The sequence below is a fragment of the Actinomycetospora sp. NBRC 106375 genome, from assembly GCF_030269665.1.
GTDB lineage: Bacteria > Actinomycetota > Actinomycetes > Mycobacteriales > Pseudonocardiaceae > Actinomycetospora.
In genome coordinates this window covers 398,403-419,422 of the sequence record NZ_BSTS01000001.1, presented here as the reverse complement: position 1 = coordinate 419,422, position 21,020 = coordinate 398,403, and the positions used below count along the sequence as shown (strand labels likewise).

General features: G+C 73.6%; 22 protein-coding genes. 17 read left to right on the top strand and 5 right to left on the bottom strand.

Translation table 11 applies throughout. From position 1 onward, the window contains the following. The first annotated feature begins 1 nt into the window (after position 1). On the top strand, positions 2–895 hold the full coding sequence (locus QSK03_RS02040; protein ID WP_502872109.1) for an SCO6745 family protein: 894 nt from the start codon (positions 2–4) through the stop codon (positions 893–895). Between the two features lie 79 nt (positions 896–974). Here QSK03_RS02040 and QSK03_RS02035 read toward each other — a convergent pair whose 3' ends face one another. Next, positions 975–1,181 carry a hypothetical protein gene (locus QSK03_RS02035; RefSeq protein ID WP_285648283.1) on the bottom strand — a complete coding sequence of 69 codons (207 nt, stop codon included), beginning with the start codon at positions 1,179–1,181 and terminating at the stop codon, positions 975–977. Positions 1,182–1,260: 79 nt separating this feature from the next. On the opposite strand from QSK03_RS02035, the gene QSK03_RS02030 reads away from it, so the two are divergent. Beyond that, positions 1,261–2,247 (top strand): FAD-dependent oxidoreductase, encoded by a 987-nt coding sequence (locus tag QSK03_RS02030; RefSeq protein WP_285648282.1) that lies wholly within the window; start codon positions 1,261–1,263, stop codon positions 2,245–2,247. Positions 2,248–2,287: 40 nt separating this feature from the next. Beyond that, a complete protein-coding gene (typA, locus tag QSK03_RS02025) occupies positions 2,288–4,204 on the top strand; it encodes a translational GTPase TypA (RefSeq protein WP_285648281.1) in 1,917 nt (638 codons plus the stop codon). Here the strand turns inward: typA and QSK03_RS02020 are convergent, their stop codons facing one another. Further along, complete coding sequence (locus QSK03_RS02020; protein ID WP_285648280.1) at positions 4,205–4,885, bottom strand: DedA family protein; 681 nt, start codon at positions 4,883–4,885, stop codon at positions 4,205–4,207. A 255-nt stretch (positions 4,886–5,140) separates the two neighbouring features. Between QSK03_RS02020 and QSK03_RS02015 the strand changes: the two genes are divergently transcribed. Then, positions 5,141–8,674, top strand: coding sequence for a hypothetical protein (locus tag QSK03_RS02015; protein WP_285648279.1), 3,534 nt, complete (start codon positions 5,141–5,143; stop codon positions 8,672–8,674). 10 nt (positions 8,675–8,684) lie between these two features. Here QSK03_RS02015 and gnd read toward each other — a convergent pair whose 3' ends face one another. Beyond that, the gene (gene gnd, locus QSK03_RS02010) at positions 8,685–10,124 is read right to left on the bottom strand and encodes an NADP-dependent phosphogluconate dehydrogenase (protein ID WP_285648278.1); all 1,440 of its coding nucleotides are present in this window, start codon (positions 10,122–10,124) and stop codon (positions 8,685–8,687) included. A gap of 193 nt (positions 10,125–10,317) precedes the next feature. On the opposite strand from gnd, the gene QSK03_RS02005 reads away from it, so the two are divergent. The 4 genes from QSK03_RS02005 to QSK03_RS01990 all read left to right on the top strand — a co-directional run bounded on the left by QSK03_RS02005 (position 10,318) and on the right by QSK03_RS01990 (position 14,141). Next, positions 10,318–11,097, top strand: a complete 780-nt coding sequence (locus QSK03_RS02005) for a GH12 family glycosyl hydrolase domain-containing protein (protein WP_285648277.1) — start codon at positions 10,318–10,320, stop codon at positions 11,095–11,097. Between the two features lie 74 nt (positions 11,098–11,171). Further along, on the top strand, positions 11,172–11,639 hold the full coding sequence (locus tag QSK03_RS02000; protein WP_285648276.1) for a GtrA family protein: 468 nt from the start codon (positions 11,172–11,174) through the stop codon (positions 11,637–11,639). 35 nt (positions 11,640–11,674) lie between these two features. After that, positions 11,675–13,003 (top strand): histidinol dehydrogenase, encoded by a 1,329-nt coding sequence (gene hisD, locus QSK03_RS01995; RefSeq protein WP_285648275.1) that lies wholly within the window; start codon positions 11,675–11,677, stop codon positions 13,001–13,003. 1 nt (position 13,004) lies between these two features. Beyond that, positions 13,005–14,141 carry a histidinol-phosphate transaminase gene (locus QSK03_RS01990; protein ID WP_285648274.1) on the top strand — a complete coding sequence of 379 codons (1,137 nt, stop codon included), beginning with the start codon at positions 13,005–13,007 and terminating at the stop codon, positions 14,139–14,141. 27 nt (positions 14,142–14,168) lie between these two features. Here the strand turns inward: QSK03_RS01990 and QSK03_RS01985 are convergent, their stop codons facing one another. After that, positions 14,169–14,669 carry a winged helix-turn-helix transcriptional regulator gene (locus tag QSK03_RS01985; RefSeq protein WP_285648273.1) on the bottom strand — a complete coding sequence of 167 codons (501 nt, stop codon included), beginning with the start codon at positions 14,667–14,669 and terminating at the stop codon, positions 14,169–14,171. Between the two features lie 99 nt (positions 14,670–14,768). Between QSK03_RS01985 and QSK03_RS01980 the strand changes: the two genes are divergently transcribed. Then, positions 14,769–15,428: a dihydrofolate reductase family protein gene (locus tag QSK03_RS01980; protein ID WP_285648272.1), complete on the top strand. Its 660-nt coding sequence runs from the start codon at positions 14,769–14,771 to the stop codon at positions 15,426–15,428. Between the two features lie 4 nt (positions 15,429–15,432). On the opposite strand, the gene QSK03_RS01975 is transcribed toward QSK03_RS01980, so the two are convergent. Continuing rightward, positions 15,433–15,609 carry a hypothetical protein gene (locus QSK03_RS01975; RefSeq protein WP_285648271.1) on the bottom strand — a complete coding sequence of 59 codons (177 nt, stop codon included), beginning with the start codon at positions 15,607–15,609 and terminating at the stop codon, positions 15,433–15,435. A 176-nt stretch (positions 15,610–15,785) separates the two neighbouring features. Between QSK03_RS01975 and hisB the strand changes: the two genes are divergently transcribed. From hisB to priA, 8 genes are all read left to right on the top strand, one after another. Continuing rightward, positions 15,786–16,391 carry an imidazoleglycerol-phosphate dehydratase HisB gene (gene hisB, locus QSK03_RS01970; RefSeq protein ID WP_285648270.1) on the top strand — a complete coding sequence of 202 codons (606 nt, stop codon included), beginning with the start codon at positions 15,786–15,788 and terminating at the stop codon, positions 16,389–16,391. A gap of 34 nt (positions 16,392–16,425) precedes the next feature. Continuing rightward, entirely contained in the window at positions 16,426–16,590 is a 165-nt protein-coding gene (locus QSK03_RS01965; protein WP_285648269.1) for a CG2302 family histidine operon protein, read from the top strand. Between the two features lie 70 nt (positions 16,591–16,660). Further along, a complete protein-coding gene (locus QSK03_RS01960) occupies positions 16,661–17,317 on the top strand; it encodes a class I SAM-dependent DNA methyltransferase (RefSeq protein ID WP_285648268.1) in 657 nt (218 codons plus the stop codon). Then, positions 17,314–17,988, top strand: coding sequence for an imidazole glycerol phosphate synthase subunit HisH (gene hisH / locus QSK03_RS01955; protein ID WP_285648267.1), 675 nt, complete (start codon positions 17,314–17,316; stop codon positions 17,986–17,988). The genes QSK03_RS01960 and hisH overlap by 4 nt, the downstream gene beginning before the upstream one ends. 122 nt (positions 17,989–18,110) lie before the next feature. After that, positions 18,111–18,536 (top strand): YciI family protein, encoded by a 426-nt coding sequence (locus QSK03_RS01950; protein WP_285648584.1) that lies wholly within the window; start codon positions 18,111–18,113, stop codon positions 18,534–18,536. Between the two features lie 31 nt (positions 18,537–18,567). Beyond that, the gene (locus QSK03_RS01945; protein WP_285648266.1) at positions 18,568–18,990 is read left to right on the top strand and encodes a YciI family protein; all 423 of its coding nucleotides are present in this window, start codon (positions 18,568–18,570) and stop codon (positions 18,988–18,990) included. A gap of 35 nt (positions 18,991–19,025) precedes the next feature. Continuing rightward, complete coding sequence (locus tag QSK03_RS01940) at positions 19,026–20,267, top strand: RNA polymerase sigma factor (protein WP_285648583.1); 1,242 nt, start codon at positions 19,026–19,028, stop codon at positions 20,265–20,267. Further along, on the top strand, positions 20,264–20,998 hold the full coding sequence (gene priA / locus QSK03_RS01935) for a bifunctional 1-(5-phosphoribosyl)-5-((5-phosphoribosylamino)methylideneamino)imidazole-4-carboxamide isomerase/phosphoribosylanthranilate isomerase PriA (RefSeq protein ID WP_285648265.1): 735 nt from the start codon (positions 20,264–20,266) through the stop codon (positions 20,996–20,998). The genes QSK03_RS01940 and priA overlap by 4 nt, the downstream gene beginning before the upstream one ends. Positions 20,999–21,020 lie beyond the last annotated feature (22 nt).

The following is a 21,020-nucleotide window of genomic DNA, read 5'->3' as shown; positions in this document are numbered from 1 at the left end:
CGTGGCCACACCGACCGACACTGCCGTCGACCCGACCGAGGCGGCCCGCACCGCCGGGCGGCTCGAGCCCCTCCACTCGATGATCTACTTCGTGCCCGAGGTGGGCGAGGAGCTCTCCGCGCTGGGCATCACGCGCTCCAGCGCGCAGTACTTCGCCCAGCGCGCGGCCCCGATGGGCGCGGTCGGGCCGGGCGTCGTCGCGGCGACGTTCTTCAACTTCAACCCGGCGCTGATCGCACGGTCGGTGCCGGCGGTCTGGTCGTCCGCGTCCCCGGCCGACATCGTCAACGGGCGGCTGCGCGCCGCCGACGCCGCGCTGCGCCGCTTGCTCGGCGACGAGGTGTCGTCGGCCGCCGTGACCGAGTCCGCCACCCTCGCCCGGCGCGCCTGCGAGGGCGCCACGGGCGAGGACCGCCCGCTCTACGCCGCGCACGCCGACCTGCCCTGGCCCGACGAGCCGCACCTCATGCTGTGGCACGCCGTCACCCTGCTGCGCGAGCACCGCGGCGACGCCCACCTGCACGCGCTGACCTCGGCGGGCCTGTCGGGCATCGAGGCGCTGATCACCCACGTCGCGACCGGCAAGGGCTTCACCGTCGGGTTCGCCCAGCAGAGCCGCGGCTGGTCGGAGGAGCAGTGGGCCGACGCGTCGGCGGGCCTCGTCGAGCGCGGTCTCCTCGACGACGCCGGCGGCCTCACCGACGCCGGCGCCGCCCTGCGCGCGGAGATCGAGGAGCACACGACGCGCATGTCGCTCGCGCCGTGGCGCCACCTCGGCGTCGAGGGGACGGCCCGACTCGCCGAGGTCTCCCGCCCGCTGTCGAAGGCCGTCCTGGCCGCCTTCGCCGTCGACGGCGTCTTCGCCCCGGGTTCGCCCCGCGCTGCGAAGGGCTGACCCCGGGGGTTGCAGCGAACGTGCTGTTCGCTGCCTCTCAGCGTCCGAAGTCCCCGTTCGCGGCAGCATCTCGGACCGCTCAGCCCAGCTGCTGGGGCTTGTCCGGCGCGCTGACCCGCTGCGGGTCCTTCCCGCGCCGCGCGAGCCAGATCCCGCCACCGACGATCAGCGCCGCCGGCAGGAGCCACAACGCGGCCCCGAGCAGCCAGTGCACCACCGGGAGCACGACACCGCCGATCAGCACCACCGCGCCGATCCCCGCCAGAATCCAGAGCACGACCTTCATGTCAGGAGATGCTCCGCCGGTCTGCGACCCGGGGGATCGGGGTGCACCCTGAACCGTCTCGGGGTCGGGAGGGGTGCGCATGCGGGTGGTCGTGGTCGGCGCGGGCATCGTCGGCCTGGCGTCGGCGTACACGCTGCGCGCCGCGGGTGCCGACGTGCGCTGCCTCGACGCGGGCGAGCCGATGGGCGCGCGCTCGGCGGGGGACACCCGCATCTTCCGGGTCGCGCACGGCGACCCGGAGCTGGTGGCCGAGGCCCGGCGCGCGTCGGAGCTGTGGGACGACTGGTCGCTCACCGCGGGCCGGACGTTCGTCGGCGGCGAGCGCCTGGTCGTCAGCGGGCCGCGGGTCCCGGCGTGGTCGGCGGCGATGACGGCGGCCGGGGCGATCCACCGGGTGGCCCGGGGCGCGCTCCACGACCCTGCCGGCGGAGTCCTCGACCTCGCCGGGGCCGGGGCGTTCCTCGCCGCGACCGTGCGCCCGGAGCGCGCGCAGGTCACCGGGATCGACGCGGACGGCACCGTGCACCTCGCCGACGGCGGCGCCGAGCAGGCCGACGCCGTCGTCGTCGCGGCAGGAGCGGGGACACCGGCGCTCGTGGGGCCTCTCGGCATCGACGTGCCCGCCGAGCTCGAGCACCACGCCCGTTTCACGTTCGCCGGGCCCGCCGGCCGGCCCTGCCACCTCGACGGACGCCCCGACGGGCCGCTCGCCAGCACCTACCAGCACCGCACCGCCTCCGGGCACTGGGCGGTCGGCGGGCACCTGCCCGACGCCGACACCGCCTGGGAGCTGGGAGCGGACGAGGTCGCCCGCCGGTCACGCGCCGCGGTCGTCGACCACGTCCGGCGTCACCTGCCGTCCCTCGACCCGGAGCCGGTCACCGAGCTGCGCTGCACGCCGATCCGGGGCGCCGGCGACGGCGTCCACCGGGCCCGGGCGGGCGCCGTCCACGTGGTCTGGGGCGACAACCTGGCGAAGCTCGCGCCCCGTCTCGGCGAGCTGATCGCCGCCGACGTGGTGGGGGACACGCCGGTCGCCGCCGGTGGGCGAGATCACGCCCCGTAACCTGGAGGGGTCGCATCCGCGTCCCGACTGGAGTTCCCGCGTGTCCGTCACCGCCCCCGAGCGTTCCGAGCCCGCCACCACGGGACGCTCTGACCTGCGCAACGTCGCGATCGTCGCGCACGTCGACCACGGCAAGACGACGCTCGTGGACGCCATGCTGCGCCAGTCCGGCGCCTTCTCCGCGCGCACCGAGCCGGTCGACCGGGTCATGGACTCCGGCGACCTGGAGCGCGAGAAGGGCATCACGATCCTCGCGAAGAACACCGCGATCCACCGCGACGGGATCACCTACAACATCATCGACACCCCGGGCCACGCCGACTTCGGCGGCGAGGTCGAGCGCGGCCTGTCGATGGTCGACGGGGTCGTCCTGCTCGTCGACGCCAGCGAGGGCCCGCTGCCCCAGACGCGCTTCGTGCTGCGCAAGGCGCTCGCCGCGCACCTGCCGGTGATCCTCGTGGTGAACAAGACCGACCGCGCCGACGCGCGCTGCGCCGAGGTCGTCGACGAGTCGCTCGAGCTTCTCCTCGAGCTCGCCACCGACCTCGGGCTGGACGACGACGTCGTCGCCAACCTGCTCGACCTCCCCGTCGTCTACGCCAGCGCGCGCGCCGGGAAGGCGTCCACCGAGCGCCCGGCCGACGGCGAGGTGCCCGACTCCCCGGACCTCGCGCCGCTCTTCGCGATCCTCGACCGCCAGGTCCCGGCCCCGACCGACGACCTCGACGGCCCGCTGCAGGCCCACGTCACCAACCTCGACGCGTCGTCGTACCTCGGGCGCATCGCGCTGTGCCGCGTGCGCTCCGGGCGCATCCGCCGGGGCCAGCAGGTCGGCTGGTGCCGCGCCGACGGGTCGGTGACGCGGGTCAAGGTCACCGAGCTGCTGCGCACCGAGGCGCTCGAGCGCGTGTCGACCGAGTACGCCGACGCGGGCGACATCGTCGCCGTCGCCGGGATCGCCGAGGTCACGATCGGCGACACCCTCGCCGACCCCGAGGACCCGCGCCCGCTGCCGCGCATCACCGTCGACGAGCCGGCGATCGCGATGACCATCGGCATCAACACCTCGCCGCTGGCCGGGCGCGACCCCAAGCCGGGCACCAAGCTCACCGCGCGCCTGGTGAAGAACCGCCTGGACGCGGAGCTGGTCGGCAACGTGTCGATGCGCGTGCTGCCGACCGAGCGTCCCGACGCCTGGGAGGTCCAGGGCCGGGGCGAGCTGGCGCTGGCGATCCTCGTCGAGCAGATGCGCCGCGAGGGCTTCGAGCTCACCGTCGGCAAGCCCGAGGTCGTGACGCGGACGGTCGACGGCAAGGTGCACGAGCCGTTCGAGCGCCTCTCGGTCGACGTCCCGGACGAGCACCTCGGCGCCGTCACCCAGCTCCTCGCGGCCCGCAAGGGCGAGATGCTCGAGATGGCCCACTCGGCCTCCGGTCAGGTCCGGATGGAGTTCCGGGTGCCCTCGCGGGGGCTCATCGGGTTCCGCACCGAGTTCCTCACCGAGACCCGCGGCACCGGCATCGCCAACCAGCTCTTCGACGGCTACGGCCCGTGGGTCGGCGAGCTGCGCGCCCGCATCTCCGGCTCGCTGATCGCCGACCGCGCCGGCGCGGTCACCGGCCACGCCGTCGGCCTGCTCGCGGACCGCGGCGACCTGTTCGTCGGGCCGACCACCCCGGTGTATGCGGGCATGGTCGTGGGCGAGAACTCGCGCTCGGAGGACATGGAGGTCAACATCGTCCGCGAGAAGAAGCTGACCAACATGCGCCAGTCCTCGCAGGACGTCCTCGAGCGCCTCACCCCGCCGCGCATCCTCTCCCTCGAGCAGTCGCTGGAGTTCTGCTCCGAGGACGAGTGCGTCGAGATCACGCCCGGCGCGGTGCGCATCCGCAAGGTCATCCTCGACGTCCAGGAGCGGCACAAGGCGCGCAACCGCGCCAAGCAGGGTCTCGCTTGATCACCAGAACGTCGGGCGCTCGATCACCTGGGTCGGGGCCTCCATCCGCTTGACCTCGCGGTGGCGCCGGTAGCGGCGCGCCAGCATCAGCACGACGAGCGCGACGAGGACGACCAGCACGACCGTCTGGAAGACGCCGGCGTAGCGCTCGACGAGGTGCCACCGCGAGCCGAGCGCGAAGCCGCCCGCGACGAACACGGTGTTCCAGATCAGGCTGCCCAGAGCGGTCAGCCCGACGAACTCCCACCAGGGCATCCGGCGTTGCCCGGCCGGGATCGACACGAACGAGCGGACCCCGGGGATCATCCGCCCGACGAACACCGCCGCGCGCCCGTTGCGGTCGAACCACTGCTCGGCCTTGACGACGTCGCGCTCGTGCACCAGCGGCATGCGTGCCAGCGTGCGGCGCAGCCAGGAGTCGGAGGCGAGCATCCCGATCAGGTAGAGCGCCACGGCGCCGACCACCGACCCGCCGGTGGTCCACCCGACCGCCGCGACGAGCGAGAACTCTCCACGCCCGGCCGCGAACCCCGCGAGCGGCAGCACGATCTCGCTGGGGATCGGCGGGAAGAGGTTCTCCAGCGCGACGATGAGGCCGGCCCCGGGCGCGCCGAAGGACGCCATGAGGTCGGTGGCCCAGCCGGCGAGACCACCGTCGGTCGGGGGAGCGGCGACGAGCATGACCGGTCAACGTTCGCGACGCGTTCGGTTCTCCCCGGAAGCGCCATGATCCTGCCCCGGTCGGATTCGCGGCGTGCGTCCGTTGTCTCTACTACGAACAGTCATCAAGACTGGACTCAATGGGTGATCTCACGCCGAGAGATCACCGGCGTCGAGTACTTTCCGTCAACTACTACGCCTGGTGTGGCGTCCGTGCTCCATCAGGAGGTAGGTGTGGTGGCGCTGACGGTGGCATCCGATGTCGCGACTGTCGCGATGACGTACGACGATCCGGCGAACGTGGCCTGGTTGACGGGCGTCGACGGGACCATCAGGACGGTGCGGCTCCTCGACGGGGCCGTTCGCCGTCGAGGAGGGGGCTACGCCGACCCGGTGTCCGCATTGCCGCTCGCTGACGGGCTGCGGCTCGTGGTGGCCGAGCGCAACGGCGCGATCTGGCTGACCTCCCGCAACGACGTCGACCGGGTCGGCGCCCTGTCGCTGGCCACGATGTCCGGCCCGATCCTCGCGGCTGACATCGACGGAATGCTGGTCCGTCTGCTGGTGGACCGCGGCGGGAGCGCCGACCTGGTGTCCCTCGATCCGGACACGAACGACGTCCGCACGCTCGCTACCGACCTCGGCGACGTCCGGGCGATGTCGGTCGACCGGGCTCGGGCACGCACGCTGCTCCTGCGGGGGCCGTCCGACGATGATCAGGTGCTGGTCGTCGTCGACGATGCAGGCACGGCGACCGTGCTGCCGCACTCGCTGACCGGCATCGTTGCGGCGATCGCGGTCCCGTGGGGCTACTGCGACGCCCTCGTGGTCGACGCCGGCGGGGAGTTGCACCTCCTGTACGACGACGGCTCGCAGTCGACCGAAGCGGGCGCAGGGTCAGTGACGTGCATGAGCCATTGGGGTTCGGCGATCCTGCTTGCGACAGCCGGCGGCGATCTCGTCCTCCACGAATGGCAGCTCGACGCGGGCGCGCTGGCGATCATGCCTGCGATCGCGCTCCTGGCCGTCGGCGGATGGATGCGTCTGCGGGTCGATCTCGGGGGACGGTCTCTCGACGATGTCGACTTCGCCGTGGCCGAGGGCCTCGACGGCGGGTCGGTGTCGGCCGGCCGGGAGCCGCGTGCGGACGACGGGACCGACGGTGTCGTCGTGCTGGCGGGAGCGGTCCCGGGCGAGTACCACTTGCAGGCGTTCGAGCGCTCCACCGGCGACCTCCTCGCCACCCACCGCTATCGGGTGAGCGCCGGCTGGCCGGACGACGAGGTCGGGCCGCCCGTCGTCCTCACCGGCCCCGCGACCCTGTTCAACTGGGGCGGCACCGGCGCGATCCCGAACTACACGAAGGCTCACCAGACGGCGCCGAGGACCTGGAAGGTCGCGGTCGTCCTCCTCACTACCGCGGAGGGAGCGTTCACCGCGGCGGAGGCCGCGGCGGCCGCCACCGAGTGGGACGGGCGCCTGCGCGGCTCGCCGGTGTCGGCCCGCGCCTTCTACGAGGAGGTCTCGTACTTCGCGGCCGGCAGCCACGGCACGACGATGGAGCTGCTCGGCAACCGGGTCCTCGGCCCGATCGACCTCGCCAGCGGCTGGGGCACGCTGTTCGAGCAGAGCACCCCGGGAGACCTCGACGACGGCTGGATCCACCGCGACGACGCGATCGGCTTCCTGGGCGTCGCCGTGAGCTTCTACCTCCGCGGCCAGCCCGACGGCGCCGCGATCCTGCGGGACGCCGACGCGGTCGTCCTCGTCGTGCGGACGCCGGCGCCGGACGGGCCGGTGCCGGTGGGCCCCGGGAAACAGCTGCCGACCCGGTACATCCATGCCATCCAGGACTCGGCCTTCGACTACTGGAACATGAACTCGTTGCTGGTCCTGGACGACCGGCGACGCATCCCGACGGTCCTGATGCCGAGCGCCTACCCGGCGTACCTCGTCGCGAACCCCGATCTGCCGTTCCGGTTCCCGGACACCAACACGTTCGACCTCTGCCACGAGCTCGGACACACCCTCGGACTGGACGATCTCTACGACGGCGGGTTCGACATCCCGGCCGAGATCGCACCCAGACTGGTGGGTCGTGGTGACCTCATGGACGAGAACGCCCGCGGACCGCACTTCTCGGTGGCCAACCGGATGCGGCTCGGATGGCTGCCGCGGAGCTGGGTGAAGGTCTTCGATTTCCGGGTCCGGCAGGAGGGCGGCGAGGTCGCTCTGCACGCGATCGAGGACCTGACGGCCTCGGGGCCGCCCGGCACGGAGAAGGCGGCGATCGAGATCCCGATCGACGACGGTTGGAGCTACTTCTTCGAGTACCGCAGGCGACAGACCGGTCAGGTGGGCGATCAAGACATCAAGGCGTTCGACGGGGAGTTCCACCATCCGGCGAGATCGAGATTGGTCATGGGCACCGATGTCCGCGTCCCGCCCCCCGGAACGGAACCGCGCGACGAGCTGCCTTTTCTCGGCGGGGTGGCGCGTCCGCCGATCCTCCGGCTACCTCTCGACGTCGACGGGGACGGACCGGGCCTGCACGCCGGCCAGGACTACCGCGACAGCGACGTCACCAACCCGCAACGGATGTACGACTTCGTCGCCACCGCGACGGCCGTCCCCGGAGCCGGCGGCACCGACACGGCGACGATGACGATCGAGTACCTGGAGGCGAACCGCCCGCAGCTGGTCATCCACCCCGCGCCTGGGCGCGGGGACTACCTCAGCAAGGACATCGAGCTGCTCCCGGTCACCGAGAAGGTCGCTCCTCGTGTCGTCAAGGGAGCGACCAACAAGGTGCGCGTCCGGGTGTGGAACACAGGGACGCTCGCCGCGGACAAGGTGCAGATCCATGCAGGATGGCTCCCGTTCACGACGACTGCTGGTGCGGTGCGGAAGCTGAAGGATCCGGAACCGTTCGCCGTCCCGGCACGCGACGTGAATGGTTCCCCGGGCTCGCATGAAGTGATCATCGAGTGGGAGGTCGATGCCTCGGTGCCCGACCCGGCCACAGGGGTCGAGATCGATCACTTCTGCTTCCAGGTCCAGGTCGACCACTACGTGGACCCGGTCCACATGACGAAGGAGATCGTGGTCGACGACAACTGGGCCCAGTCCAACTTCTCGACCACGTGGCTTCCCCACGGGTCGCCGTCGGAACGCTCCGGCACGGTCGTCGCGGCGACCAACACGCGCTCACGCCCGACGCGCTACCGGTTCGGGCTCCACCAGACCGGCGAGCTCTTCCGTGTGTATCTCGACGCCGCATGGCGTCGGCTGGACGTGGGCGAGACCGCGTCCGTCGGACTGTCGTACGAGTCGCTGGCCGGGGACCCCGTCCACGGAGAGGTGTTCGACGCGGCAGCGTCCGAGATCGTGCCGACCAGCACCGTGTCCGTCTCGAGCTGGGCGGACCCCGGCGCGGGCACGCGGTGCCGCACCGCCCGCCCGCACTTCGGCGGCACGATCAGGCTGTTCGCCGGCCGGCGATGCTGGGTCTCGGACGTCGGGCTGACCTCCGACGGGGTGCGGGCGAGCTTCCGCTGGGGCTCGTCGCAGGCTCCCGACCCCGTCGACAGCGGTGACGCCCGTCTCGTGGCCTGGTGGACGGAGGCACCGACGGATCACTGGCGCTCCGCTGCCGCCATCGCCGACGACGGCGACGCCTACCTGCCGCTGTCGGACGACCTACGGACCCGGGTCGAACTCGGTGAGGAGGTCATATGCCTGGTCGCGCGGGTCGGCGACGTGCGGTTCGCCGAGGTCGTCTCCCCGGTCACCCGGCTGTTCGAGGGCTGAGCGCCGGCACTCAGCGCTCCTCCTGCGGACGGCCCTCCTCGGCCCAGCGGGTGTGGAACGTGCCCTCGCGGTCGGTGCGCCGGTAGGTGTGCGCGCCGAAGAAGTCGCGCTGGCCCTGGATCAGGGCCGCGGGCAGGCGCTCGGCGCGCAGGGCGTCATAGTACGCGAGCGCCGTCGAGAACCCGGGCGCCGGGATGCCGAGCTGGGCGGCCACGGCGACGACGCGGCGCCAGGCGTCCTGGGCGCCCGCGAGGGCCTCGCTGAAGGACTGGTCGGTCAGCAGCGTGGGCAGCGCCGGGTCGCGGCGGTAGGCGGCGGTGATCTCGTCGAGGAACCGCGCCCGGATGATGCAGCCGCCGCGCCAGATCGAGGCGACCGCGCCCAGGTCGATCGACCAGTCGTACTCCTCGGCGCCGGCCTGGATCTGGTTGAAGCCCTGGGCGTAGGCGACGATCTTCGAGGCGTAGAGGGCCTGCTCGATGTCGTCGGCGAAGCCCTCCGCGGCGGCGCCCTCGAGCACCGCGCCGGACGTGCCGGGCAGCCCGCGGGCGGCGTCGCGCAGGTCGCGGTGGCCCGAGAGCGAGCGGGAGAACACCGCCTCGCCGATGCCGGTGACCGGCACGCCCAGCTCGAGGGCGCCCTGGACCGTCCAGCGCCCGGTGCCCTTCTGCTCGGCCTCGTCGGCGACGACGTCGACGAACGGCTTGCCGGTGTCGGCGTCGACGTGGGCGAGGACCTCGGTGGTGATCTCGATGAGGTAGGAGTCGAGACGGCCGGAGTTCCAGGAACGGAACGTGTCCGCGATCGCCGCGGGGTCGAGGCCGAGGCCCTTGCGCAACAGGTCGTAGGCCTCGGCGATGAGCTGCATGTCGGCGTACTCGATGCCGTTGTGGACCATCTTCACGAAGTGGCCCGCGCCGTCGGCGCCGATGTGGGTGCAGCACGGCTCCCCGTCGACCTTCGCCGCGATGTCCTCGAGCAGCGGGCCGAGCGCGTCGTAGGCCTCCTTGGGCCCGCCCGGCATGATCGACGGGCCGTTGAGGGCGCCCTCCTCGCCGCCCGAGACGCCCATCCCGACGAAGTTCAGGCCCTTCTCGGAGAGCGCCTTCTCCCGACGGCGGGTGTCGAGGAAGTGGGCGTTGCCGGCGTCGATGATCACGTCGCCCTGCTCGAGCAGCGGGGTGAACTCGTCGATCACCGCGTCGGTCGCCGCGCCCGCGGGGACCATCAGCACGATCCGCCGGGGCCGCTCGAGGGCGTCGACGAACTCCTGCGCCGACTCGGCCCCGACGAACGTCCCCTCGTCGGAGAAGTTCTCCACGAGCTCGCGCATGCGCTGCGCGCTGCGGTTGTGCACCGCCACGACGTGCCCGTGGCGGGCGAGGTTGCGGGCGAGGTTGCGCCCCATGGTGGCCAGGCCGCTGACGCCGATCTCGGCTTTCGCGCTCACGCGATGCAGAGTGCCCACCCGACTGCCCGTCACACCAGTACCGATCGGTGATCGACGCCGCGCGTCACCGGACCGTCGCCCGTGGTCACCGGCTCGTCGCCGCACCCGAGCGGGTGACCACCCTCCCGGGCGTCCGGGTCGTCGTGTCGCGGAACGACCGGCACGGTCTCGAGGGGACGACGTGGTGCGACGGATGCGGTGCTCGACGCGATGGCTCGCGGGGGCGGTGATCGCGGGGCTGATCGGGACCGGGCTGCTCGTCGGCTCCGGGTCCGGTGTCGCGGCCCCCGCGCGGACCTGCGACCAGTTCGGGTCGTTCCCGCTGGCCGGCGCGACCTACGTCGTGCAGAACAACCGGTGGGGCGCGAGCACCGAGCAGTGCATCACCGCGGCCGCGACCGGCGTGGGCCTCACGGTGGACACCGCGCGGCACGTCAACAACACCGGGCCCGCCGGCTACCCCTCGGTCTACCGCGGCTGCGTCTACGGCTACTGCACCGCGAAGAGCCCGTTCCCGCGCCGCGTCTCCGACCTCGGCACGCTGCGCTCGACGTGGGCGACGTCGCGGCCCACGGCGGGCGGCACGCAGCAGTACAACACCGCGTACGACGTCTGGTTCGACCCCAGCGCGACCCAGGCCGGCCGCAACACCGGCGCGGAGATGATGGTCTGGCTCAACCGCACCTCCTGGGTGCAGCCGATCGGGCGCAAGTACTACGAGATCACGATCGCCGGCACGCGCTGGGAGGTCTGGTACGGGCGGATCGACCTGCCGGTGATCTCGTTCGTCCGCAAGACCCCGGTGACGTCGGTGACGAACCTCCCGCTGACCGACTTCGTCCGCGAGGCCACCCGCGCGGGCGTCGTGAGGTCGACCTGGTTCCTCACCAGCGTCCAGGCCGGCTTCGAGCCGTGGACGGGCGGCACGGGCCTGCGGACGTCGACGTTCTCGGTGACCCGCAACGGGCTGTAGAGGTTCACCCGACGTTCGTCCGCTCGTCGTCGGATCCCCCGCGGACGGGGCGTCCCGACCGGTCTGATGGAGCGGTGACGGCCCGCGAGCGCTTCCGGCGGGCCTGTGACGCCGTGGTCGCCGTCCTGCCGGGCCGTCTGCGGCGCGTGGTCGCCCCGAGCGTCGTCGGCTTCGCCGCGGTCAACGGGTTCACCTTCGGTGTCGACCTGCTCCTGCTCTCGGTGCTGATCGACGGCCTGCGGCTGCCGCTGTCCGCGGCCGTGACGGTCGCCTACGGCACGGCCTTCGCGCTGAGCTTCGTGCTCAACCGGTGGCTGAACTTCGACCCCGAGCGCCCGGTCGGCACCCAGATCGGGCGCTACGTCGCGGTGATCGCCGTCAACTACGCCGCCATCGTGCTCGGCGTGACCCACGGCGTCGTCGCGACCGGCGCGCCGGTCCAGCTCGCCCGCCTCGCCGCGGGGCTGTGCGAGGCCGTGTTCATGTACTGCGCGATGCGCTGGTTCGTGTTCGGACGCACAGGTCACCGGACCTGCACCTGAGTCCTCTCGTCGTGGGCCCTGGCTACCCTGGGTGCGTGCTGTCCCGGATCGACCTGCGCGCCGCCGTCCCCGCCCCCGCCGAGCTGCGGGCGATGCTGCCGCGGGCCGCGGTCGACGTCGACGCCGTGGTCGAGCGGGTCCGTCCGGTGATCGACGCGGTGCGCGAGCGCGGGGCCGACGCGGCGCTGGAGTACGCCGAGCAGTTCGACCGGGTGCGACCGGAGTCCGTGCGCGTGCCCGCCGCGGCGCTGCGGGCCGCGCTCGACGGCGTCGACGCGGACGTCCGCGCGGCGCTGGAGACGTCGATCGAGCGGGCGCGCACGGTGCACGCCGACCAGCGCCGGGTCGACACCACCACGCAGGTCGTGCCCGGCGGCACGGTCACGGAGCGGTGGGTGCCGGTGTCCCGCGTCGGGCTGTACGCGCCCGGCGGCCTCGCGGTCTACCCCTCCAGCGTCGTCATGAACGTGGGGCCCGCCCAGGAGGCGGGCGTCGAGGGGCTGGTCGTCTGCTCGCCGCCCCAGGCCGAGTTCGGCGGCCGGCCGCACCCGCTGATCCTCGCCGCGGCCGCGCTGCTCGGCGTCGACGAGGTGTGGGCCGTCGGCGGCGCCCAGGCGGTCGCCCTGCTCGCGTACGGCGGCACCGACACCGACGGCGGCGCGCTCGAGCCGGTCGACATGGTCACCGGCCCGGGCAACATCTACGTCACCGCGGCCAAGCGGGTGCTGCGCGGGCGCATCGGCATCGACTCCGAGGCCGGCACCACCGAGATCGCGATCCTCGCCGACGCCACGGCCGACCCGGTGCACGTCGCCGCCGACCTGATCAGCCAGGCCGAGCACGACCCGGCGGCCGCGTCGGTGCTGGTCACGACCTCGCCCGAGCTCGCCGACGCGGTCGACGACGAGGTCGACGCCCAGGTGGCCACCACCAAGCACACCGAGCGGATCACCACGGCGCTGTCCGGCCCGCAGTCGGGCACGATCCTCGTGACGTCGGTGGACGACGGGCTGCGGGTGGTCGACGCCTACGCCGCCGAGCACCTCGAGATCCAGACGGCGGACGCCCGCGAGGTGGCCGCCCGGGTGCGCAACGCGGGCGCGGTCTTCGTCGGTCCGCACAGCCCGGTCTCGCTCGGCGACTACTGCGCGGGCTCGAACCACGTCCTGCCCACCGGCGGCTGCGCGCGGCACTCCAGCGGGCTCTCGGTGCAGACGTTCCTGCGCGGCATCCACGTCGTCGACTACTCCGCCGACGCGCTGGCCGAGGTGGCCGACCGCGTCGTGGCGCTCGCCGACGCCGAGGACCTGCCGGCGCACGGCCAGGCCGTCACGGCGCGCTTCGGGCGTCGGAAGGACCGCTGACGTGTCCGACGTGATCGGCGCCGGGGTCACCCTCGACGACCTGCCGCTGCGCGACGACCTGCGCGGGCGCAGCCCCTACGGCGCGCCGCAGCTCGAGGTCCCCGTCGCGCTCAACACCAACGAGAACCCGTTCCCGCCGCCCCCGGCGCTGGTCGAGAGCGTGGCCGTGGCGACCCGCGAGGCCGCCGCGACGCTCCACCGGTACCCGGACCGCGACCACACCGCACTGCGCGCGGCGCTCGCGGCCTACCTGACGCGGGCCACGGGCGTGCGCCTGGCCACCGAGAACCTCTGGGCGGCCAACGGCTCGAACGAGGTGCTCCAGCAGCTGCTGCAGGCCTTCGGCGGGCCCGGACGACGCGCCCTGGGCTTCGAGCCGAGCTACTCGATGCACCCGATCCTCGCCGCGGGCACGCGCACCGAGTGGGTCCCGGCCCCGCGCCGCGACGACTTCTCGCTCGACGCCGACCAGGCCGTCGGCGTCGTCACCGAGAAGCAGCCCGACGTGCTCTTCGTGACCACGCCCAACAACCCCACCGGACAGTCGATCGAGCTCGACGAGCTGCGCGCCATCGCCGACGCGGCGTCGGGGCTCGTCGTGGTCGACGAGGCGTACGTCGAGTTCTCCTCCGGGCCCAGCGCGGTGGAGCTGCTCGAGCCGCTCGGGCACAAGCTCGTCGTGAGCCGCACGATGTCGAAGGCGTTCGCGTTCGCCGGCGGGCGGCTGGGCTACCTCGCCGCGGCGCCCGCGGTGATCGAGGCGCTGATGCTCGTCCGGCTGCCCTACCACCTCTCGGCGCTCACCCAGGCGGCTGCGCTGGCCGCGCTCGAGCACGCCGACGACACCCTCGCGCTGGTGGCGACGCTCTCGCGCGAGCGTGACCGGATCGCCGCCGCGCTCGCCGACCTGGGCGCCCGGGTCGTGCCGAGCACCGCGAACTTCCTGCTCTACGGCGGCTTCCCCGCCCGCTTCGGGCGGGTGGGCGATGGCGCAGCGCACGCCGCCTGGCAGGCCTACCTCGATGCGGGTGTGCTCGTCCGCGACGTCGGCATCCCGGGGATGCTGCGGGTGACGGTGGGGACGCCGGAGGAGAACGACCGGTTCCTCGCGGTCAGCGCCGACGTCCTGCGGCCCTGACCACGCTCGAGGTCGGGAGCGGACCCGTCAGCCGGCCGCGGGTTCCCGGGCGCCCTCGCGTGCCGCGCGCAGGCGCTCGACCACGGGCTCGCGCGGGTGCGCGGGCTCCGGGGCGCCGAGGTGGGTCACCCGCAGCTCGGCCATGAAGTCGGCCCACATCGCGGGGCCGCCCTCCTCGAGCAGCTCGGCACGCACGCGGAGCTCGTCGGTGGTCTCGCGGTGGCGCAGGCCCCACGATCCGAGGGCGACGAACACCGGGATCAGCTGGATGGACGCCTCGGTGAGGCTGTAGGTCGCGCGGCGCCCGCGGCCGGGGTCGTCCCGGGTGAGCATCCCGTCGTCGACGAGGCGGTGGAGCCGGTCGGCGAGGATGTTCGAGGCGATCCCCTCCTCGGACCCGGCCAGCAGCTCGCGGAAGTGCCGCCGGCCGCCGAAGGTGATGTCGCGCAGGACCAGCAGGGTCCAGTGGTCGCCGAGGGCCTCGACCGCCCGGTTGATCGGGCAGCCCGACCGTCCGTCCTGCCGCATCCGGAGCCTCCTCACCGACTGGTTGCACTTTACCACTGGATGTCCCTATCCTCCGGTCCAACCAGTTGTGAAATGCCATCACCAGCTCGAGGGGGCACCATGGCCCGGCTCCGCGTCCACGCCTTCACGCTCACGCTCGACGGGTTCGGCACGGGCACCGACCAGCGGGCCGACGCACCCTTCGGCGACCGCGTCGAGGGACTGCACGACTGGATGATGCCGAGCTTCTCCCGGAGACGAAGCGGAGCGGAGCTCGACCCTCCGGACGGCGAGGGGAGCGGGGCGGACCACGCCGCGTTCCTGGCCGGCGAGGAGAACGTCGGCGCCACGATCATGGGCCGGAACATGTTCGGCCCGGTGCGGGGCGACTGGCCCGACGAGAGCTGGCGCGGCTGGTGGGGCGAGGACCCGCCCTACCACCACGACGTCTTCGTCCTGACCCACCACCCGCGGCCGTCCCTGCCGATGGCGGGCGGGACGACGTTCCACTTCGTCGACGGCTCGCCGCGGGAGGTCCTGGCCCGGGCGACGGAGGCCGCCGACGGCCGCGACGTCCGGCTCGGCGGCGGGGTCGCCACGGTGCGGGCGTTCCTCGCCGAGGGTCTCGTGGACGACCTGCGCCTCGTGATCGCGCCGATCCTCGCCGGCGCGGGGGAGCGTCTCTTCGACGGTCTCGCGGCGCTGCCGGCGGGCTACCGCGTCGAGGGGTTCACGCCCGGCGAGAGCGGCGCGGTCCACGTCCGCGTCGTCCGGCGCTGACCGGCTACGGGCCCTGCCACACCCCGCTGCCGTCCTCCAGTGGCCCGCCGAGGACCCTCCGCATGGGCCGCACGTGCCGTCCCGTCCCGTTGCAGCGGCGGCAGCGCCGGTAGACCCATTTGCCCAGGGGGTACGGGGCGAAGTCGCGGCCGGACGACAGGAAGCAGCGCCGGCACACCATGAGAGCTCCCCCCGAGTCACGCGGAGCGACCGCGAGCCGCGGTCACCCCTCCCGTCCGAGCATCCCGTCCCCCCGTGATGCGGACGTCTTCGACGCTAAGTGACGGAGCGGGCAAGAGCGATCGGCCGAACGGGCAGCTCCCGTGGCGAGCCGGAGCGGTGCGTAACCTGGACCCCGTGGGACGGACGGGACGCGTGGAGCGCGTGACCAAGGAGTCGAGCGTGCTCGTCGAGATCGACCTCGACGGCACGGGCCGCACCGAGGTCGCCACCGGGGTGCCGTTCTTCGACCACATGCTCGACGCGGTGGGCAAGCACGGTGCGCTCGACCTCGTGGTGCGGGCCAGTGGCGACGTCGCGATCGACGCGCACCACACCGTCGAGGACGTCGCGATCGTGTTCGGCCAGGCGCTCAAGCAGGCGCTCGGTGACAAGTCGGGCATCCGCCGCTTCGGCGACGCCTGGATCCCGATGGACGAGGCGCTCGCCCAGGCCGTCGTCGACGTCTCCGGGCGGCCGTACTGCGTGCACACCGGCGAGCCCGACGCGATGGCCGGCTTCGTCGTCGGCGGCCACTACCCGACCGTGCTCAACCGCCACGTGTTCGAGTCGATCGCGTTCCACGCCGGCATCGCCCTGCACGTGCGGGTCACCGGTGGTCGCGACCCGCACCACATCACCGAGGCCGAGTACAAGGCGATGGCCCGCGCGCTGCGCGCCGCCACCGAGCCCGACCCGCGGCTGGAGGGCCCGGCGTCCACCAAGGGCGTCCTGGAGTCGTGACGGGACACGCAGCGCAGCGGAGCTGGACCATCCGATGAGCGGCTCCGACCTCCTGATCGTCGGGCTCCTCGCGCTCGCCGGTTTCCTCGTCGGCGGCGTCGTCAGCTTCTGGTCGCGCAACCGCGTCGCCGCCGTCGTCCTCGGCGTGCTCGCCCTGCTGGCCGTGGGCGGTGCCGTCCTGCGCCTGCTGCCTGCTTGACCCACCTCACGGTTCGGCGGGCGCACGGAGCGGGCACTTCCGGTCGGGCACGACCGAACCGGGAGGCAGAGTGGACGGCGCCACGGACGTGGCGGAGCGGCTCGCGCTCGTCGGCGCCGCGACGAGCGTCGACGACCTCCGGGCCCTCTACGACGCCTGGGCCGAGACCTACGACGACGCCGACGTCGCCGCCCACCTGCGCAGCCCGGCGCCCGCGGCGGTGGCCGCGCACCTCGCGACACTCGTCGACCCCCGCACCGAGGTCCTCGACGCGGCCTGCGGGACCGGCCTCGTGGGGGCGGCGCTCGCCGAGCGGGGGTTCCGGTCCGTCGACGGCCTCGACCTCTCGCCGATGATGGTGCGGCGGGCTCGCCGGCGTCGCGTCTACACCGACCTCGGCCCCGCCGACCTGCGCGACGATGTGCCGGGGGCGGGCGAGAAGTTCGGCGCCGTGACGTGTGCCGGCGGACTGGCGCCGGGACACCTCGGTCCTCGCGCGCTCGTCGGCTTCCTCCGGGTGCTGCGGCCCGGCGGGGTGCTCGTCGCGGGAATGGCGGACGAGACCTGGGCGCTCGGTTACGAGCTCGCCGTCGACCGGCTCGTCGCCGGCGGCTACGCACGTCCGGTCGACGACGTGCCGCGGCCATCCGACGGCCCCGGCCGGCTGCTGGTGCTCGAGGCGCGGGAGGTCCCGGGGCCGGGACGCTCGGTAGCCTGGCGGTCGTGACCTCGCCGTCGGCCACGGCCCCCGCACCCCGTACCCGGACCCCGCGCGTCGTCGTCCTCGACTACGGCTCGGGCAACCTGCGCTCCGCCGAACGCGCCCTCGAGCACGTCGGCGCCGACGTCGAGGTCACCGCCGACGGCCGGGCCGCGCTCGAGGCCGACGGGCTCGTCGTCCCCGGCGTGGGGGCGTTCGCCGCCTGCGCGGCGGGTCTGCGCTCGGTGCACGGCGAGCGGCTGATCGACCAACGCCTGGCCGGAGGCCGTCCGGTGCTGGGCATCTGCGTGGGCATGCAGGTGCTCTTCGAGCGCGGGGTCGAGTTCGGCGAGGAGGCCGCGGGCGCGGGGCAGTGGCCCGGCACCGTCGAGAAGCTGCACGCCGACGTGCTGCCCCACATGGGGTGGAACACGGTCAGCGCCCCCGCCGACAGCGTCCTGTTCGCCGGGATGGACCCCGGCACGCGGTTCTACTTCGTTCACTCGTTCGCGGTGCGGCGCTGGGAGCAGCAGGTCTCCGAGCGGTTCCGACCGGCCTCGGTCACGTGGGCCCACCACGGCGAGGACTTCGTCGCCGCCGTCGAGAACGGGCCGTTGTCGGCCACCCAGTTCCACCCGGAGAAATCGGGCGAAGCGGGCGCGGCACTGCTGTCGAACTGGCTCGACGCGCTGCGGTAGAAATCGCGGGGAGAGGTCGTCCCCGACCGGTGTCGAAGAACGCCCGACTCGTTCGACGCACGGGGTGAGCGGCGGGGGAGGGCCTCGCCGACGACCCCGCGAGGAGCAGCGCCGTGCGCTACATGCTGATCATGGAGGCCCCGGAGTCGATGGCCGTCGGCGAGGCCGACGCGCCGCGCCCGGAGGACACCTTCGAGGCCATGGGCCGGTACAACCACGACCTCGTGGAGGCCGGCGTGCTGCTGGCGGTCGAGGGTCTCGCCCCGAGTGCCGAGGGCTTCGCCGTCACCCACGACGGCGAGACCGCGAGCGTCACCGACGGCCCGTTCGCCGAGGCCAAGGAGCTCGTCGCCGGGTTCTGGATCCTCGAGGTCGGCTCCCGCGAGGAGGCCGTGCAGTGGGCGAAGCGCTGCCCGATCGGCCCGGGCGTGCGCCTCTCGGTGCGCCGCATCGCCGAGATGAGCGAGTTCGAGGACGTCGCCGCGGCCGAGGTGCTCGACGCCGAGGCCACCCTGCGCCGGCGGATCGCCGAGCGCGACCAGGCCTGACCCGTCACCCGTCGTTCCCGAGGAGATCCCCGTGCGCTTCATGCTGCTGCTCAAGTACGACGAGGCCGCCCAGATGGCCACGCCGCCCGACCCCGCCCTCTTCGAGGAGATGGCGACGTTCAACACCGCGATGGTCGACGCCGAGGTGCTGCTCGCCGGCGAGGGCCTGCTGCCCAGCGCCAAGGGTGCACTCGTCGCGTTCGACGGCGAGGAGCCGACCGTCACCGACGGCCCGTTCGCCGAGGCCAAGGAGCTCGTCGGCGGGTTCTGGATCCTCCAGGTCGACTCCCTCGCCGACGCCGTCTCGTGGGCGCGCCGGGCGCCGTTCCGCGACGGGGAGCGCATCGAGGTGCGCCGCGTGACCGAGGCCGAGGACTTCGAGGGCATCGCCCCGCCCGAGGTGCTCGAGGCCGAGGAGGAGCTGCGCGCGCGAGCCGCGCACCAGCAGCGGTGACCGATCCCTACGCCGTCCTCGAGACGGTCTGGCGGATGGAGTCCGCCCGGATCGTGGCCGGCGTCGCGCGCGTGGTGCGGGACGTGGGCCGGGCCGAGGAGCTCGCCCACGACGCGCTCGTCGCGGCGATGGAGCAGTGGCCCCGCGAGGGCGTGCCGGACAACCCGGCGGCGTGGCTGTCGGCGACGGCGCGGCGCCGGGCGATCGACGCCATCCGCCGGGAGCAGAACCTCGCGCGCAAGACGGAGATGCTCGACGACGCGAGGGTGGCTCCGGCGGCCGACGAGACGGTCGGCGACGGGGCGGCGGTAGTGGGCGACGACGTCCTCGCGCTGCTGTTCGCCACGTGCCACCCGGCGGTCGCCCGCGAGTCCCGGGTCGCGCTGACCCTGCGGCTGTTCGGCGGACTGACCACCGACGAGATCGCCCACGCGTTCCTCGTGCCGTCGCCGACGATCGGCCAGCGGATCTCCCGCGCGAAGAAGCGCCTGGCCGGTGTCGGCCCCGAGGCGCTGGTCGTCCCGGTCGGCGAGGAGCTCACCGCGCGGGTCGGCGCGGTCCTCGAGGTGGTCTACCTCGTGTTCAACGAGGGCTACGCGGCCACCACCGGCGTCGACTGGACCCGCCCGACGCTGTGTGTCGAGGCGATGCGGCTCGGGCGCGTCCTCGCCGCGCTCTGCCCCGACGAGCCCGAGGTGCACGGCCTCGTCGCCCTCATGGAGCTGCAGGGCTCGCGGCTGCGGGCGCGGATCGGGCCGTCGGGGGAGCCCGTGCTGCTCGGCGACCAGGACCGGGCCCTGTGGGACCGCGTCCTGCTGCAGCGCGGGCTCGCCGCGCTCGCGCGGGCCGAGCAGGGCGGGCCCCGCGGGCGGTACACGCTGCAGGCCGCCATCGCCGCCTGCCACGCCCGGGCGCGGTCCACCGCCGACACCGACTGGGCGGCGATCGCCGCGACCTACGCCGAGCTCGCCGCGCTGACCCCGTCGCCGGTGATCGAGCTGAACCGTGCGGTGGCGGTGTCGCGCGCCGAGGGGCCCGAGGCCGGGCTCGCGGTCCTCGAGCCGCTGCGCGCGGAACCGGTGATGGCCGGCTACCACCTGCTCCCGGCCGTCCGCGCCGACATGCTCGTCACGCTCGGCCGCGTCGACGAGGCCGTCGGCGAGCTGGACCGCGCCCTCGAGCTGGTGCGCACCGTCGCCGAGCGGGAGCTGCTCGCCCGGCGGCGGGCGGACCTGATCGGGGCGCGGGAGCCCGCTGGCTACGATCGCGCCCCGTGACCATCGACCTGCTCCCCGCCGTGGACGTCGTGGACGGCCAGGCGGTCCGTCTCGTCCAGGGCCGTGCCGGCAGCGAGACCGGCTACGGCGATCCCCTCGAGGCCGCCGAGACCTGGGCCGCGGGCGGCGCGGAGTGGCTGCACCTGGTCGACCTCGACGCGGCGTTCGGCCGGGGTTCCAACGCGCCGCTGCTCGCGTCCGTCGTCGAGAAGATCGACATCAAGGTCGAGCTGTCCGGCGGCATCCGCGACGACGCCTCCCTGCGCCGGGCGCTCGACACCGGCTGCGCGCGGGTGAACATCGGCACCGCCGCGCTCGAGGACCCGGCGTGGTGCGCGTCGGCGATCGCCGAGTTCGGCGACCGGGTGGCCGTCGGGCTCGACGTGAAGATCTCCGAGGGGCGCCACCGTCTCGCCGCGCGCGGATGGGTGTCCGACGGCGGCGACCTCTGGAGCGTGCTCGCCCGTCTCGACGCCGAGGGCTGCGCGCGCTACGTCGTCACCGACGTCGGCCGTGACGGGACGCTGACCGGCCCGAACACCGAGCTCCTCGAGGCCGTCTGCGCCCGCACCGACCGGCCCGTGGTGGCCTCGGGCGGGGTCTCGTCGCTCGACGACCTGCGGGTGCTCGCCGACCTGGCGCCGCGGGGCGTCGAGGGCGCGATCGTCGGCAAGGCCCTCTACGCGGGCAACTTCACCCTCGCCGACGCCCTCGCCGCGACCCGTACGTGAGCAGTTGGCGCCCCGATAGGGG